This is a genomic window from Mycobacterium sp. IS-1590, from assembly GCF_001500025.1.
Classification (GTDB): Bacteria; Actinomycetota; Actinomycetes; order Mycobacteriales; family Mycobacteriaceae; genus Mycobacterium.
Genome location: NZ_LQIW01000004.1, coordinates 158,919 through 174,407, shown reverse-complemented (window position 1 = coordinate 174,407; position 15,489 = coordinate 158,919). Strand labels below are relative to the sequence as shown.

General features: G+C 66.1%; 14 protein-coding genes. 7 read left to right on the top strand and 7 right to left on the bottom strand.

The features are described from left to right. A partial coding sequence (gene otsB, locus AU197_RS05725; protein WP_082696519.1) for a trehalose-phosphatase occupies positions 1-1,149 on the bottom strand: 1,149 nt, incomplete at its 3' end. Positions 1,150-1,310: 161 nt separating this feature from the next. Between otsB and ppsA the strand changes: the two genes are divergently transcribed. From ppsA to AU197_RS05700, 5 genes are all read left to right on the top strand, one after another. After that, the gene (gene ppsA / locus AU197_RS05720) at positions 1,311-3,644 is read left to right on the top strand and encodes a phosphoenolpyruvate synthase (RefSeq protein WP_064401545.1); all 2,334 of its coding nucleotides are present in this window, start codon (positions 1,311-1,313) and stop codon (positions 3,642-3,644) included. Then, positions 3,641-4,009 (top strand): SpoIIAA family protein, encoded by a 369-nt coding sequence (locus AU197_RS05715; protein WP_064401544.1) that lies wholly within the window; start codon positions 3,641-3,643, stop codon positions 4,007-4,009. The genes ppsA and AU197_RS05715 overlap by 4 nt, the downstream gene beginning before the upstream one ends. A 38-nt stretch (positions 4,010-4,047) precedes the next feature. After that, complete coding sequence (locus AU197_RS05710) at positions 4,048-4,881, top strand: PRC-barrel domain-containing protein (RefSeq protein WP_064401543.1); 834 nt, start codon at positions 4,048-4,050, stop codon at positions 4,879-4,881. A 46-nt stretch (positions 4,882-4,927) separates the two neighbouring features. Beyond that, on the top strand, positions 4,928-6,109 hold the full coding sequence (locus AU197_RS05705; RefSeq protein ID WP_231744837.1) for an NRAMP family divalent metal transporter: 1,182 nt from the start codon (positions 4,928-4,930) through the stop codon (positions 6,107-6,109). 218 nt (positions 6,110-6,327) lie between these two features. After that, positions 6,328-6,582, top strand: a complete 255-nt coding sequence (locus tag AU197_RS05700) for a hypothetical protein (RefSeq protein ID WP_064401571.1) — start codon at positions 6,328-6,330, stop codon at positions 6,580-6,582. 82 nt (positions 6,583-6,664) lie between these two features. On the opposite strand, the gene AU197_RS05695 is transcribed toward AU197_RS05700, so the two are convergent. The 3 genes from AU197_RS05695 to AU197_RS05685 form a co-directional block, all read right to left on the bottom strand. Then, positions 6,665-7,555 carry a universal stress protein gene (locus AU197_RS05695; RefSeq protein ID WP_082696518.1) on the bottom strand — a complete coding sequence of 297 codons (891 nt, stop codon included), beginning with the start codon at positions 7,553-7,555 and terminating at the stop codon, positions 6,665-6,667. A gap of 79 nt (positions 7,556-7,634) precedes the next feature. Then, positions 7,635-8,993 (bottom strand): WS/DGAT/MGAT family O-acyltransferase, encoded by a 1,359-nt coding sequence (locus tag AU197_RS05690; protein WP_064401541.1) that lies wholly within the window; start codon positions 8,991-8,993, stop codon positions 7,635-7,637. A gap of 55 nt (positions 8,994-9,048) precedes the next feature. Beyond that, a complete protein-coding gene (locus AU197_RS05685) occupies positions 9,049-10,551 on the bottom strand; it encodes a bifunctional aminoglycoside phosphotransferase/ATP-binding protein (RefSeq protein WP_064401569.1) in 1,503 nt (500 codons plus the stop codon). Positions 10,552-10,657: 106 nt separating this feature from the next. Here AU197_RS05685 and AU197_RS05680 point away from each other — a divergent pair, with 106 nt between their 5' ends. Both AU197_RS05680 and dosR read left to right on the top strand, forming a co-directional pair. Further along, the gene (locus AU197_RS05680; protein ID WP_064401540.1) at positions 10,658-11,671 is read left to right on the top strand and encodes an Acg family FMN-binding oxidoreductase; all 1,014 of its coding nucleotides are present in this window, start codon (positions 10,658-10,660) and stop codon (positions 11,669-11,671) included. 60 nt (positions 11,672-11,731) lie between these two features. Then, positions 11,732-12,382 (top strand): hypoxia response regulator transcription factor DosR/DevR, encoded by a 651-nt coding sequence (gene dosR, locus AU197_RS05675; protein ID WP_064401539.1) that lies wholly within the window; start codon positions 11,732-11,734, stop codon positions 12,380-12,382. A gap of 7 nt (positions 12,383-12,389) precedes the next feature. Here the strand turns inward: dosR and AU197_RS05670 are convergent, their stop codons facing one another. From AU197_RS05670 to AU197_RS05660, 3 genes are all read right to left on the bottom strand, one after another. Further along, entirely contained in the window at positions 12,390-13,280 is an 891-nt protein-coding gene (locus AU197_RS05670; RefSeq protein ID WP_064401538.1) for a universal stress protein, read from the bottom strand. Positions 13,281-13,426: 146 nt separating this feature from the next. Next, positions 13,427-14,413, bottom strand: coding sequence for a nitroreductase family protein (locus AU197_RS05665; RefSeq protein ID WP_064401537.1), 987 nt, complete (start codon positions 14,411-14,413; stop codon positions 13,427-13,429). A gap of 7 nt (positions 14,414-14,420) precedes the next feature. Then, positions 14,421-15,446, bottom strand: a complete 1,026-nt coding sequence (locus tag AU197_RS05660) for an Acg family FMN-binding oxidoreductase (protein ID WP_064401536.1) — start codon at positions 15,444-15,446, stop codon at positions 14,421-14,423. Between the last annotated feature and the right edge of the window lie 43 nt (positions 15,447-15,489).

The window sequence follows — 15,489 nt, the reverse complement described above, 5'->3', positions numbered from 1 at the left end:
TGCCCGAAGCGCGTCAAAGGCGTCCTCGTCGGTCAGGTCGTCGCCGATGTAGATCGGGATCAAACGGCTGTCCGACGACAGTTGGTCTTGTATCCACTTCAGCGCCGAACCCTTGTCCCAATCGATGTCGGGGCGCAGTTCGACCACCTTGCGCCCCGTCGTCACGCGGAGGCCCAAGCGGGTGCCGTACTCGTGGGTGGTGGCGACGATCTCGGCCACGCAGTCCTCAGAAGCGTTGCGGTAGTGCACCGCGATGGCATAGCGCTTGCGCTCGACGTACACACCGGGAATCGAACCCAATCGGTCCGATAGCCCCTCGGCGGCCTGTTGCAGCGCGGGGACCGCCGCCGCGGCGTCGTGGTTGCGATACTCCGTGCCGTCGGGCCCCACCATCTCGAATCCGTGTGAGCCGGCGTACCAAACGCCCGGAACACCGACGCGCACGCGGATATCGGCGAGATCGCGCCCACTGAGTATGGCCACCGGACACTGCTGCGCCATCGCCGCCAACGCCTCGGCGGCACCCTCGACCGGGACGGCGACGTCGGGATCGGAGACGATCTCCGACAGGGTGCCGTCGAAGTCGAGGCACACGACCGGCCGCCTGCCGTCGATGGCGGTGATCAGCTGACCGTAGGTGTCGAGGGCATTCGGCAGGTCCGAGATGCGCCTGTCCCCGGAGCGCACGGACACCTCGTCCACGTCCGACACCACGACGTCGGCGCCACTGGACAACAGGACCTCATGGGATCCGGCCGGCGCGACACCCACGACCAGTGCGAAGCCGCCTTGCCGCGCGACCCGCACGCCGAGTTCGCTGCCTTCGAAGACCACCGAGCGCTCAGGTGCCACGCCGAGGCCGGCGCTGGCTTCCAGCAGGACTGCGGGATGGAGCTGTTCGGGTGAGCCGAGCGCCTCTGCGACGACGCCGTCGACGCCGACGGTGAACAGATCCTCCAGATCCCCGAAGGGTGTGGCGTGGTCGCGGCTTCGACTCGTGGAGTAGAGGGCCGTCCCGATCCCCGCGTCATTCAGCTTCTTGGCCAGCGTGACCGTCGACGCGGCTCCGCTGACGAGGCTGTCGAGACCGAACAGAGCGGCATCGTACAAACGCGGGTCAATGGTCACCGGTGTCTTCACGTCACCCATCTGACTGCTCGGCGCGGCGCACCGGTAGGGCAGGAAGTCATCGAGAATCGCCCCGGAGAGCCCTTCAGGGACTTTCGGCCCTACGAGTCGATGACCCTCAGCCCATCGGGTACGGCCCTCGGACGCTACGCCGGGCGATCCCACCGCGCGAGGCTGTCCGCATGACCATCGACGACTACGTCCGCGACATCTCGACACTGCGAATCGCCGACGCCGAGGAAGCCGGCGGTAAAGGCGCAAACATGGGGGAACTCGTGGCGGCGAAGTTGCCTGTCCCACCCGGCTTCGTCCTGCTCCGCGACTGCTATCGGGATTCGATGCGAGCGGCCGGTGTCGACACCGAACTGTCGGCGCTTCACCGCGAAGCGATGACCAACGCCGCCGACACCGCCAGGCTCTCCGAGATGTGCGAGCGGATGCAGGCTCTGGTGAACAAGGCCGGTGTGTCCGACGACGTTCGCGACCGGATCCTCGCGTTCTATGACCGCCTCGGCCGTGACGCCGTCGTGGCGGTCCGCTCGTCGGCGACCGGGGAGGACGGCCGAGACGCGTCTTTCGCCGGCATGAACGCCACGATCACCAACGTCAGCGGTCGCGAGGCGCTCGTCGGCGCCGTCCTGCGCTGTTGGATGTCGCTGTTCAGCCCGCGAGTCGTCACCTACCGCGCCAGCCGAGACTTCACCGCCGACCCGGCGATGGCGGTCGTCGTGCAACGGATGGTGAACTCGGACAAGGCCGGTGTGGCGTTCACCGCCGACCCCAGTAACGGCGCCGAGGACCGAGTTGTCATCGAGGGCGCCTTCGGTCTGGGTGAGGTCGTGGTCTCGGGGATGGTGGAGCCCGACACCTACATCATCGCCAAAGACAGCCTTGACGTCCTCGATATCCGGTTGGGCCACAAGGCCTTCAAGATCGTGCGCGGTCCCGATGGGAACGACACCAACGTCGACCTCGACGAGGCGCAGGCCGACGCCCGGGTGCTCGATGACGACGAACTGCGCGCTATCGCCGGCCTCGCGATAGCGACCGAGCGGCACAACGGTTGCCCGCAGGACACCGAATGGGCGATCGAGAACGGCCAGACTTTTCTGGTGCAGGCGCGCCCCATCACCACGTTGAAGCACACCGCGGCGCCGTCGTCGGAGAAGCATGCCGTGCTCGCCCGCGGTCTGGCCGCGGCGCCCGGAACCGCGGTCGGCAAGGTCCGTGTGCTCGACACCCCCGATGAGGGGCATCGGCTGCTCGAGGGCGAGATCCTCGTCGCCCAGATGACCAATCCCGATTGGCTGCCGACCATTCGGCGGGCGGCGGCACTGGTCACCGATACCGGCGGCATGACCTGTCACGCCGCGATCGTCGCTCGCGAGCTCGGGGTGCCGTGCATCGTCGGGGCACGCAGCGCGACAAAGGATCTCCACGACGGAACGACCGTCACCGTCGACGGAACCCACGGTCGCGTCCTCGCCGGCCGTGTCGATGCCGGCCCCGCAGTGACCGTCACTGCGCAGCCTCAAGTGGTGTCGGCAGCGGCTGAAGAGGTGACCGGCACCAAGATCTACGTCAACATGGCGATGCCCGACAACGCCGAGGCCGTCGCCGCGCAGAACGTCGACGGTGTGGGGTTGCTGCGGGCCGAGTTCATGCTCACCGAAGCGCTCGGAGGTCGTCATCCGCGTGATCTCATCGCCCGCGGCGAACAGGACAGCTTGGTCGAGAAGATGGTGGAATCGGTGGGCCGCATCGCTGCCGCCTTCGCACCGCGTCCCGTCGTCTACCGGGCAACCGACTTCCGCAGTAACGAGTTCCGCGGCCTCGTCGGCGGCGAATCGTACGAGCCGGTGGAACACAACCCGATGATCGGCTACCGCGGCTGCTACCGCTACGTCAAAGAACCCGACCTGTTCGCCCTCGAACTCCTGGCGTTGGCGCGCATCCGCGAACAATCCCCGAACCTGCACCTGATGATCCCGTTCGTGCGGACGCGGTGGGAACTCGAGGAGTGCCTCGCCCTCGTCGACTCCAGCCCCCTCGGCCACCAGCGGGGTTTGCATCGATGGGTGATGGCGGAGGTACCCTCGGTCGTGCACTGGCTTCCGGAGTACATCGGCATGGGCATCGACGGCGTGTCGATCGGCAGCAACGATCTCACCCAGTTGACGCTCGGCGTCGACCGCGACTCCGACATCTGCGCAGAGCTTTTCGACGAGTCCGATCCGGCTGTCCTCGACGCTATCGGCCAAATCGTCGGCATCGCACGCAAATTCGGCATCACCTCGTCGTTGTGCGGTCAGGCGCCGTCGACAAAGCCTGCCTTCGCCGAGCATCTGGTGCGGATGGGTATCACCTCGGTGTCGGTCAACCCGGATGCGGTCACCGCGGCGCGGCGCACCGTCGCGGCCGCCGAGCGCCGGCTCATGCTGGAGTCGATGCTGACGGCACGCAGCGGTGGCTCGAATCGGACAGAGTCACTTCGCCGAGAGGAGACCGTTCGATGATCGAAGTGCTGCCGAACATGCCCGATGGTGTGATCGGCTTCCGGGTGTCCGGCCGGTTGAGCGGTGAGGATCTACGGGACTTCAAGCCCGAAATGGAACAGAGGTTGCAGGGTGACGAGGTGCGCATCGTCGAGATCATCGCGCCCACCTACGAGGGATTCGGACCCGGTGGGCTCGTCGAGGATCTCAAACTGGGCTTCGGCGCATTGATAAGTCATCATTCGGCCTTCAAACGGATCGCAGTGGTCACCGATAAGGAGTGGGTTGTCCATACACTGCACGCACTGGCCTGGATGGTTCCCGGTGAGATGGCGCTCTTCGGCCTCGACGAGCTGGAGCAGGCCAAAACCTGGGCCGCGGGCTGAAGCGCGGTCTTTGTTGATGCTCGAGGTGCGCCGCTGACGTGTTGCTGCTCAGCAGAATCGTACGTCGTGAGGTCTTCGGCCCCGATGGCTGCGCGATCGGCCGCATCGCCGACGTGACTGCCCGCCCGAACGGCGATGCCGGGCTGCCCCTCGCAGAACACCTCGTGGTGTCCCGGCGGCGAGGAGCCGATGTGCTTGTACCGTGCCACACCGCCAATTTCGCTCACCCACAGCACATTCAGCTCAACACCGACGGGGAACCTTCGCTTGCCGCTGCCGGGCCTTTGGCAGACGATGAAATCCTGTTGGTGCGAGACGTTCTCGATACACAGATCGTCGACATCACCGGGCAGCGACTCACACGTGTGGCCGATGTAGTGCTCGCCCGTCGACGTGACGGCCGGCTGGAGGTCGTGGGTGTCGAGGTCGGGTTTGATGCCGTGTTGCGTCGCCTAGGCCTTGGCTGGCTGTCCAGACGACTATCAAGTGACGCCGTCGCATGGACAGACCTGCACCTGACCTCCGACCGGGGCCATGCCGTTGCGTTGAGCACGCCCCGGTCGGCGATTCACCTATTGGATTCCCGCGGCCTGGCGGCACTCGTAGCGCGTCTCGACACCGCTTCTGCGGTCGACGTTCTCGGTACGAAGGAAGCCACGGAGGCCGCCGACATCATCCAGGCCAGCCACCCCGTCGACGCTGAACGGATATTGCGAGCGTTGCCCCAGACCAGGGCCGCCGACGTTGTCGCCGCGATGCCGACGGGCCATGCCACCCGGTGGAGGGAGCGGCTGTCCACCGCGCCATTGTTGAGAAATCGGCGCTTTCTTCGCTCCGGGGTGTGGCCACGTCGACGACACGAGCAGTCGTGACGGTGACGAAGCGGGCCGGCTGGCGATCGGCGCACTGGTCGCAGTCGTGGGTCCCGGGCTGCTCGCCGGCCTCTCGGACGATGATCCCGCCGGTATCACCACCTACTCGGTACTCGGCGCCGACTACGGCTATCAACTTCTGTGGGTTCTGCTGCTGTCCACTCTCGCCTTGGTGATGTTCCACGCCCTTGCCGCCCGCATGGGCGTGGTCACCGGGCAGGGATTGATCGGACTGGTGCGCCAACGCTACGGCGTACGCGTCGGCGGCGGGGTGCTCATCACGCTGGTCGTCGCCAATATCGGAACGACATGTGCCGAGTTCGCGGGTATCGCAGCGGGCTTCGAGCTCTTCGGTGTCAGTCGCGACCTCAGTGTCCCCGTCGCAGCACTGCTCGTCTCGACGCTGGTGCTGCGCGGAAGCTTCCACCGCGTCGAGCACTTCCTGCTGCTGTTGTCGACGGTGTTTCTCGCCTACATCGCTTCGGGGATACTCGCTAATCCCGACTGGGGGGCCGCGGCACACGGTCTGTTGATACCGACGATGCCCGCGGATCGGGACACCTTGGCGATCGTCACCGCCACCGTCGGCACGACGCTCGCGCCGTGGGGACTGTCGTTCATCCAGTCGTATGCCGTCGACAAGAAGCTGCGGATCGAAGATCTGCGACTGGAACGCATCGACGTGGTGACCGGCGCCCTGCTGACAGGCGTCATCGGCTTCTTCGTCGTGGTCGCCTGCGCGGCAACACTTCACCGCGATGGTCGCTCCATCGCCGATGCCGCAGACGCTGCCCTGGCCTTGCAGCCGCTCGCCGGTGAGTGGGCCTCGACCCTGTTCGGGATCGGGTTGATCGGCGCCGCCGTGCTGGCCGCGTCCATTCTGCCGTTGTCGACGGCCTACTCGGTGTGCGAGTATGCCGGGGCCGAAGCCGCCCTCAACGATCCCTTCCGGACGGCGAGAACGTTCTATCTCACGTTCGGCGTCGTCACCGTGCTCGGTGCGGTTGTCGTCCTGCTTCCCGGTGCGCCTCTGGTTACCATTCTCGTCGCCACACAGGTCCTCAATGCCGTGCTGCTCATCCCCTTGCTGGGCGTGATCATCGGCGTCGCGCGTGACTCCGATCTGATGGGCGAGTTCCGGTTGAGCAGAACCGGCACGATCGCCTATGGCGTGACAGCCGCAGTCGTTTTGGCCTGCGTAATGGCGCTGGTCCTGACCGCAGGTTGAGACCGAGCGCTGACACTGCCCGGATCGTGGTCACGGCTGGAAGTCGCTGCGACCGGCCCCGTTGGTCGCACAGGGCCCGACTGAACCGACGTCCGAGGGCCAACTGGCACAAACCGTAGACGGATGGGCTGATCTTGTGTGACTTTCTTCTCTATCTCCGGCGGTCCGTCGCGCCGACCATGAATATGACAGCCGACAGCGAAGATTGGGGATGGCCGATGGTGCCCACTGACCGCGTCGATATGACCACTGCGGAGCTCGACACCATCGCGTGGCGCTTCCTTCGGTCCGAGTTCGCCGGCCGGATCTACTCCGATTGGCCGCTTGACCGCCGCCTCGACGCGTACCTTCTGCATCACGGCGGGGCCGACTTCCTCGTCGACGGGTCGGCCTACGCTGCGCTGCTGGAGCGGGTGATGGTGAACATCGGGCCCGCCAGGCGCAGTGGTGTTCTTTCCTTACCGGATATGTGAGTCCTGCAGCGGTCGACCAGCTTGAATGTGCTGCACCACAGTCTCATCCCCGGTGACGAGGCCTCACGGAGGGGCTGTGGACTCAACTCCCGCGGGCCACGATGACCGGGACGCGAGCCGCCGCAGCCACCTCGGTGCTCACGGATCCGAGTAGCATCCCCGCGAACCCCCCGCGACCATGGCTTCCGACGACGACCAGTTGCGCGCGCTCCGAGAGTTCCAGCAGCCGGCGCGCAGGGCCCTCGAACTCCACCATCGTGGTGACCTCCACGTCCGGGTAACGTTCCTGCCAACCCGCGAGGCGCTCCGATAGCGTCCTGCGTGCAGCCGCCAAAACGTCGGTCCAATCCATGCTCGACTTCGGCATGTCGGCGTCGCTCCAGACATGGAGCGCGATGAGATCGACACCGCGCCAGGATGCTTCGGCGAACGCCAGGGCGATTGCGGCTTCCGATGATCGCGAACCGTCGATCCCGACGAGCACGGGTAGCCGACCCGGCGAGTCTTGATCGTCGTGGACGACCGCGACCGGACAGTGAGCATGATGGATCAGCCCGGAGCTGACCGATCCCAACAGCGTGCGGCGCAATCCGGTCCGGCCTCGACAGCCGACAACCACCATCTCCGCGTCCTTGGAGACGTCGACCAGCGTCGGTACCGGCCAGCCGAAGAACATCTCATCGGTTACGGTCAGTGGTGTTCTGCCCTCGGCGCTTTCGCGTGCCATGGCAACGGCATTCGCGAGTATGGCCCGCGCGTCCTCCTCCTCCTGCTCGAGGACTTGCTGGGGAATCTCACCTGCGGGCCATGCCACCATCGCCGCGGCCACCGTGGACACGGCGTTGGCGTGAACGACGGTGAGCGGAAGCCTGCGCATGCTTGCGTCATGGGCGGCCCATCTGATGGCCGCCTTCGCCGAAGCGGAGCCGTCGGCGCCGACCACGACACCGCGGCGCTTTGTGTTCTCGGCCATACGATCCCCTCTCCGCGTTCAGACACCGTGACGGCGGTGGCGGTGGTTGTTGGCTCAGCGCCCCATGTCACCCGGCGTGTCAACAGCGCTCCACGAGCTTGGCTATCGCGACCGTCACCCCGCGGGCGATCTCGTCCACGTCGGGCGTCGCGTCATAATCGGCAGTGACACCGAAGACCAGCTCGTCTGCGTAACTGAGGATCGCGACCCCCGTGCGCAACTGAAGAGCGATCGGCGGAATCGGCAGCACATGGAGTACCTCTCGGCCCAGGATCGTCATCCGCTTTCTGGGCCCGGGCACGTTGGTCGCCAGGGCGACGACGCCGCGCTGGGGCAGACGAGTCATCGTCCGGACGAACCATGCGGTCAACGGGAACGGGACGGCGTTCATCGCTGACATGGCGATACTTCCCGCTTCGCGCTGACCGCTCGCTTTCGCCTTCGTCAGACGACGGTGCACCGCTAGGAGCTGCTCGACCGGATCCTCCTTCTCCACGGGCAGGAACGGCAGCATGACCGAGACCCGGTTGTCGGTGATACCGACGGCGTCGTTCGCCCGAACCGAAACCGGTACCAGTGTGCGCAGCGAGGTGCGCATCGGCTTCTCGCCACGGCGGGTGAGCGCGGCGCGGTAACTGTCGGTCAAGGCGGCGAGCGCGACGTCGTTGACGGTGACGCCATAGGCTTCGGTCACTTTGGTGACGTCGGCGAGGCCGACGCGGGCGGCGCTGTAGCGGCGCATCGCCGTGACGGGACCGTTCAGCGAAGACTCGGCCGCGGGTCTGACTATTCCACTGACGATTTCGGCAGCACCCTCGGCGGCCAGCACCGCGGCACTGGTCGCGCTGGCGGCCATCCGCATCAGTCCCCCGGGCCACGTCATAGGATTGAGAATCGATTTCTGCGATGTGACCCGTTGGTGCGGAACTGTCTTCGCCGCGCGAATCTCCGTGGCGAACGTCTCCCCTTCTCCCCCGTCAGCCAGAGAGGAAAACATGTGCATCGTGGCGATGCCGTCGGCGATGCAGTGGTGGATCTTCATCAGGATCGCCCATCTGCCGTCGGCGAGACCTTCGACGATCCAGCATTCCCATAACGGCCGATCGCGGTCCAGGCGCCGCTCCATGACGTCGGCAACGAACCTGTGCAGCGCATGATCGTCTCCGGGCCCAGGAAGCGCCGCCCGGTGGAGGTGATGGGTGATGTCGAGATCGTCGACATCGACCCACTCGGGTGGCTGCAGGTCCAACAGGTGTGTGTGCAACACCTGCCGAAATCTCGGCAGATCGGCCAATCTGGCGGCCAAACCCGCTGCAATCGAGTCGTACTGCGGCATCGGGCCCTCCAGGATCGACAGCCCCCCGACCGCCAGGCTGACGTGCCGATCGGAATCCTCTGCCTCCAAAAAGCCCGCGTCAAGGGTCGTCAAGCGTTGCACAATTGCCCTCCTTTGAACGCCATGCGGTCAGCTAACCGATGGCAGCCATCACCGATCAGATTGCGGTGCAACATATCTGCTGTGCTTGCGCAACCGAGTCCCCCAGGGGACGCGTGGTGTCGATCAGATGACCGCCGTAATCGCGCGTCGATCCCGCCGCAATGGCGGCTGCGATGTCGCGGGTCGCGTCAGAGGTTGTGTCGGCCCTGGTTTCGATCCTCAGCGCGGCCTCGTCCAGCGGAGCCGAGCACGTGAGGATCACCAGCGGCGCACGCGCGCGATCGGCGATGCGGCGGGCTCGCTCGCGCTGCTCGGCATTGCGCCAGGTCCCGTCGAGTATCACCGACCTGCCCGCGGAAAGCGTGCCGATCGCTCGCTGCAGCACCTCCTGGTAGACGGCGCTGACATTCTGCGGCGAGTACAGACCGGTGTCCACCTCACCCACCGGACCTGTGATCGTGCCGGCGCCCTGCATCTGTTTCCGGATGTCGTCGGTGGAGATGACCTCGGCATCGAATTGTTCTGCCAGAGCTCGCGAAAGCGTGCTCTTACCCGTGCCCGGACCGCCACCGACGATGATCAGCTGCACAGTCGCTGATCGAAGATGTTCGAAAGCGATGTCAAGGTGTCGCCGCGCGTCGGCGCGCGCCTCGTCATGGCCCTGGTCGACGCGCACGCAGTCGACCTTCGCCCGGACCACCGCACGGTAGGCGATGTAGAAGTGTGCCAGGGCGCTCGGCGCCGTGTCACCGGAGTGCCGGCGATAGGAATCGAGGAACAGCTCGGCGAGGTCCTGGCGGCCCAGAAATTCCAGATCCATCGCGAGGAACGACACGTCGTCGATGGCGTCGACGAAACGGAGACTGTCGTCGAACTCCAGACAGTCGAGGATGGCGAGATGGTCGGCGGGACAGAAGATGTCGTCGGCCAGCAGGTCCCCGTGCCCGTCGACCACACGACCCTGCGCTATCCGGCGTTCGAACAGCCCCGAACGGCCGGCCATGAATCGTTCGGCGAGCCGCCGGATTTCCCGGACCTGATCCCCGAACACCCCGCGGCCGGTGTAGAGCGCGAGCTGGTCGAGGTTCTGTCGCCAGCGTGCGGCAACGGCGCCGGGTCGCCCGCACGCGTCGATGACCTCGCTTCTCGCCGCGTGCCGGTGGAAATCGGCGACCCTTTGGGCGATGGCGTCCAGTTGGTCGTACACCGGCCGACCCTCACGGATCATCGATGCCAGCCGCAGCGAGTCGGCATAGCGACGCATCACGACCACGGGCTCGTCTGCTCCGCCGTCCGGGCCGGCGAAGTGGCCCACGCCGAGGTAGCTTTCGGGAGAAAGCCTGCGATTGAGCGCCACCTCGCGTTCGCAGGCCGCCGCCCGCAGATCTGGCGTACGGAAGTCCAAGAAGTCGGTGAGAACGGGCTTTTTCACCTTGTATGCCCTGTCGCCGACGAGCACCACGACACCGGTGTGCGTCTCACGGGTCTGCGCTTGCAGGTTGCCGGCATTGCCGAGCGCCACACCGTCGCTGTCCGCCGCCACCACCGATGCGCTCATGACTCGATCGTCCACTGCCGCCGGCACCGCCGGACAGGGTCAGAAGCCCCGACGAATGGGACCATTGGCCCTGGTTTCGGCGGTGATTCGAGCCCACGATCGAGTAATGCGAGACACCCTGGTCGGCACCGACGTCATCACCAACGCCGTACGCCTGGCGTGTCGGGCCCCGTCGTTGCACAACAGCCAGCCGTGGCGTTGGACGACCGACGGTTCCTCGGTTGAGCTGTTTCTCGACAAGAGCCGTGTCCTGTACTCGACCGACCGTTCCGGGCGGGAAGCGCTGATGAGCTGCGGCGCGGTGCTCGACCACCTCACGGTGGCGATGGCCGCAGCCGGCTGGGACGCCGACATCGACCGCTATCCGAATCCGAACAGCCCGGTGCACCTGGCCAATGTCGACTTCTCCCCGATCGAATTCGTCACCGAAGGACACCGTCGTCGCGCCGACGCGATACTGATGCGGCGCACCGACCGACTTCCCTTCGCGGCCCCGCCGGAGTGGATGGCCGTCGAGGCGCAATTGCGCAGAAGCGTCACCGCGGATGCCGTCAGACTGGATGTGATCGCCGACGAGCTGCGCGCCGAACTGGTTCAGGCCTCCAGACTGACCGAGTCCCTGCGCTTCTACGACCCCTACTACCACGAGGAGTTGCAGTGGTGGACAGCTCCTTTCCCGGTCAGCGAGGGCATTCCCCCGAGTTCTCTTCCCACGGCGGCCGAAAGCGATCACGTCGGCGTGGGACGCAGTTTCCCCGTTTCTCACGACGAACGAGACAGACGCCGGGCCTACGGTCAGGACAGGGCGAAGATCGTCGTGCTGTCCACCTATGACAACGAGCGCGAAAGCGTGCTTCGATGCGGGGAGATGCTGTCGGCGGTCCTGCTCGATGCCACCATGGCCGGCCTGGCTTCATGCACGCTGACCCACATCACCGAGCTGCGGGCGAGCCGGGACATCGTCGCGTCGCTGATCGGTGCTGAGACGACGCCGCAGGTGTTGATCCGCATCGGTACGGCACCGGAGATCGAAGACCGGCCCCCGGCGACTCCCCGGCGCCCGACCGCTGAGGTGCTCGAAGTGCGCCAGCCGCCACCGAAGGGTGCTGTTCGGCCTTGATCCGCCAAGCGCAGACCGTAGTGTGAGACACCGTGGCGCAAACTCAGGAGTGAGACACCCATGGTGAAAGTCTTTCTGGTCGACGACCACGAAGTGGTCCGGCGCGGTCTCATCGACCTCCTCAGCGCCGATCCGGATTTGGACGTGATCGGTGAGGCGGGCTCCGTGTCGCAGGCAATGGCGCGCATTCCCGCCCTGCAACCCGATGTCGCGGTCCTCGACGTACGACTCCCGGACGGCAACGGCATCGAACTGTGTCGGGACCTTCTCTCCCGCATGCCGGATCTGCGGTGCCTGATGTTGACGTCATTCACCTCGGACGAGGCGATGCTGGACGCGATTCTGGCCGGCGCCAGCGGCTATGTGGTCAAAGACATCAAGGGCATGGAACTCGCCCAGGCGATCAAGGATGTCGGCGCTGGGCGGTCGTTGCTGGACAACCGCGCGGCAGCCGCGTTGATGGCTAAATTGCGTGGGGCTGCTGAACATTCCGATCCCTTGGCGAAACTCAGCGATCAGGAGCGGGTCCTGTTGGATCTGCTCGGGGAAGGCCTGACCAACAAGCAGATCGCCGCCAGGATGTTCCTGGCGGAGAAGACGGTCAAGAACTACGTTTCACGGCTGTTGGCCAAGCTCGGTATGGAACGACGCACCCAGGCGGCGGTTTACATCTCCAAATTGGAGCGGTCCCACCGCGACCCCGACATGTGATGACCCGTCACGACGGTCGTACCACCAGGACCGGCATACGCGTCGACTCGGCGACCGTCGAGCTGACGGATCCGAGCAGCATCCCGGCGAAACCACCACGCCCATGGCTGCCCAGGACCGTCAGCTGCGCGCGATCCGATTGCTCGAGCAGCTGGTGTGCGGGCCGATCCATCACCAGGACGCGCTCGATCCGAACATCGGGATACTGCTCCTGCCAGCCGGCGAGGCGCTCGCCGAGCGTTTCCTCGGCTTCCCGGAGCAGGGCCGCGGCTTCGCACCCGGGCAACTCGTAGTAGCTCATGTCGCTCCATGCGTGGACGGCGACGAGATCCACTCCGCGGCGCGATGCCTCATCGAATGCGATCGCCGTGGCGGCTTCCGAGGCCAGCGAGCCGTCGATCCCGACGACCACCGGTGCCTTCGAAACCGGTTCGGACATCAGCGGATCCTCGTCATGGATGACTGCGACAGGGCACTTGGCGTGGTGTAGGAGGGTCCAGCTGACCGACCCGAGAAGACGGCGGCCGATCGAGCCCAGACCGCGACAGCCCACCACGATCATGCGGGCCTCTCCAGACAGGTCGATGAGTGTGGGCTGGACTGCGGCCGTCAACAGCTCGGTAGTGATCGCCAGATCCTCGCCGCCAGTCGCCCGTTGGGCGGTTTCCACTGCTGCCGAGAGGTATTCGTGACCTCTTCGCCGCAGACTTTCGGTGACTGCGGCCGGCATGGCCATCTCCGGCCACATCCGCACGGCGGGCGATTCGACGACGTGCACGACCTGAAGCGGCAGCCGGTGTAACACGGCTTCTCGCGCAGCCCAGTCGGTGGCAACCCTTGCGGCCGGCGATCCGTCGACCGCGACCAGGATGCCGTGATCGGATGTCGTCGCCGCCATTTCGCGCCCCTCTCACCGCCGGACATCAACCCACTCCATGACCGTATCGTCGCGACGCCGCTGGTTCCGGAGGCGTTCGTCACCGGTGAAGTGGTCGAAAGTCCCTGGACCGGGCCCACATCCGGAATCCATTCGACTTCGAACGATTACGCCAGTGGCGACCCGTCGAGTCGCGCGGCGACTTCGGACACGGCGCGTCGCGGGGTGGGCGGCAACGGATCGGCACCGAGAAGTCCCCAACCGATCCGCAACAGCATCTGCGGGTACAGACCACCGTCGAAGACCTCTGCCCGGACAACAGCGCGGGTCTCGGGTACCTCCAATGGCTCCGTCATGGGACAACTCGACAATCCCAGCGCGGTGGCCGTGAGGAGGACCAGGCTGGCCGCCTCGCCGGCGCGCAATCGTGACAGGTCGCTGTCATCGTCCGTGCCGAGAGCGAGGACCACGGCGTTGTCGGTCTCGGCTTCGGAGCCCATCGGTTGGGCAAGACTCGCGCCCGCGAACGTACGCGCCGAGATGCTGCCGTCGGCTTTGGGCGCGCTGCGCGCCGGTACTCCCGCGGTTGCCGCGTATTTACCGCTCCACGTGGCGAGTTCGGCGGCATAGCCGTGGTCGGCAGCATGGCGTCGAGCCGCCTCGCTCACCAGACTCCTCAGTGAGGAAAGATCGTCCACCTCACGCACGGTCGCACCGGCCGCGGCTGCCCGGGTCGCGATCACGGCGAGGTCTGCGGGTGCAACCTTCGATGAGCCGTACCGGCGGCGGTCGGTTCGCCGTCGCGGAATGGCCGCGGCGAGCGCGATGTCGGCGTCAGTGGGGTCGTGCCGATGAAGTTCGAGGGCCGCGAGGTGATTCGGGTCGTCCGGGTTGGGGAAACGGTGCACCTCGGCGCGCCAGCCCAGCGCGGCGAAGCCGATCTGGCAGTGGTTCAGTGAGGCACCGCAGCTGAGCATGAGATCCCGGGAATCGGGATCGGTGTACGGCAGATGCAGTCGGCGGTCGACGTAGAGCTGGACGCTGTGTTCGCCGGCCCGCCAACGCCACGGCTGGGTGTTGTGCACCGACGGCGCCTTCACCGCCAACATCAGTGCGGAGCGGATGGTTTCGGCGTTGGGGTGGTGTGCGTTCATGGGCGGGTCACCGGCTCGCGGGGACACTGTCGAGGGGGCCGACGACCTCGCTGAGAGGGCGTCGCGGTGTCGACAGCAGCGGATCGGCACCGACGGGCGCCCAACCGATCCGGAACATCATCTGCGGGTACTCCCGGCCGTCGAACACCTCGTCCCTGAGCGCTCGCCGCGTTTCTGCAATCTCGAGGGGCTCGGATACCGGGCAGCTGGCCAAGCCCATGGAGGTGGCGGTCAACAGCAGCAGGCTCGACGCCTCACCCGCCCGCAACCGTGAGAGATCGTCGTCGGCCACAGATCCCAATGCCAACAGGATCGCGTGGTCCTCGTGTGCGGACGCGCCCTGCGGTTGCGCCAGTGACCCACCGGGAAAGAGTCGGCCCGGGAGGGGGGCCGTGGGGTCGGAGTCGGGGATGCTGCGTGCCGGAATGCCCGACGTCGCGGCATGCCTTCCGCTCCAGGCGGCGAGTTCGGCCAGATACGCATCGTCGTGGGTGTGTTGCCACACCGCCTGCGCAACGATTGCCCTGATGTCCATGGACATCTCGACGCGTCGCATCAGAATCCCCGTCCTGGCGAGCCTGGCTCCGATCTTCGCGATGTCCACCATCGACACCGGCCAAGGGCCGAAGTGACGGCGGTCGGTTCGGCGTTGCGGAATGGCGGCCGCCAGGGCGATGTCGGCGGTGATGGGATCGGCGGAGCTCACGTCGAACGAAGCGAGATGATCGGGATCGGCGGGGTTGGGAAATCGGTGGACCCGGGCTCGCCAACCCACCGCCGCCAGGGCCACGATGGCGTGGTGCAACGCCATCCCGCAGCTGACCATCAAGTCACGCTCGTCGGCGTCGGTCTTGGCCAGGTGGCGCGACCGGTCAGCGTAGAGATGCAGACTCTCGTCGCCCACTTTCCAGTACCAGGGCTGCGAGTTGTGCACGGAAGGAGCTCGGGTCGCCAACGACAGCACCGTCCGTAGCGTCTCGGCATCGGGAAATTCGGCTGTCGGCGGCCCGGTGGTCTCTAAGAAAGCAGTCACATGACAAAGGATGGGCCGACAGCCGAGAAGGAAACAGGGCAAG

Excerpts from the sequence above, each read along its gene's own strand:
- AU197_RS05670 (WP_064401538.1), bottom strand. The coding sequence starts at position 13,280 with ATGGCGGCGACGACATCCGATCACGGCATCCTGGTCGCGGTCGACGGA.
- ppsA (WP_064401545.1), top strand. The coding sequence starts at position 1,311 with ATGACCATCGACGACTACGTCCGCGACATCTCGACACTGCGAATCGCC.
- AU197_RS05715 (WP_064401544.1), top strand. The coding sequence starts at position 3,641 with ATGATCGAAGTGCTGCCGAACATGCCCGATGGTGTGATCGGCTTCCGG.
- AU197_RS05680 (WP_064401540.1), top strand. The coding sequence starts at position 10,658 with ATGCGAGACACCCTGGTCGGCACCGACGTCATCACCAACGCCGTACGC.
- dosR (WP_064401539.1), top strand. The coding sequence starts at position 11,732 with ATGGTGAAAGTCTTTCTGGTCGACGACCACGAAGTGGTCCGGCGCGGT.
- AU197_RS05695 (WP_082696518.1), bottom strand. The coding sequence starts at position 7,555 with ATGGCCGAGAACACAAAGCGCCGCGGTGTCGTGGTCGGCGCCGACGGC.
- AU197_RS05700 (WP_064401571.1), top strand. The coding sequence starts at position 6,328 with ATGGTGCCCACTGACCGCGTCGATATGACCACTGCGGAGCTCGACACC.
- AU197_RS05665 (WP_064401537.1), bottom strand. The coding sequence starts at position 14,413 with ATGAACGCACACCACCCCAACGCCGAAACCATCCGCTCCGCACTGATG.
- AU197_RS05685 (WP_064401569.1), bottom strand. The coding sequence starts at position 10,551 with ATGAGCGCATCGGTGGTGGCGGCGGACAGCGACGGTGTGGCGCTCGGC.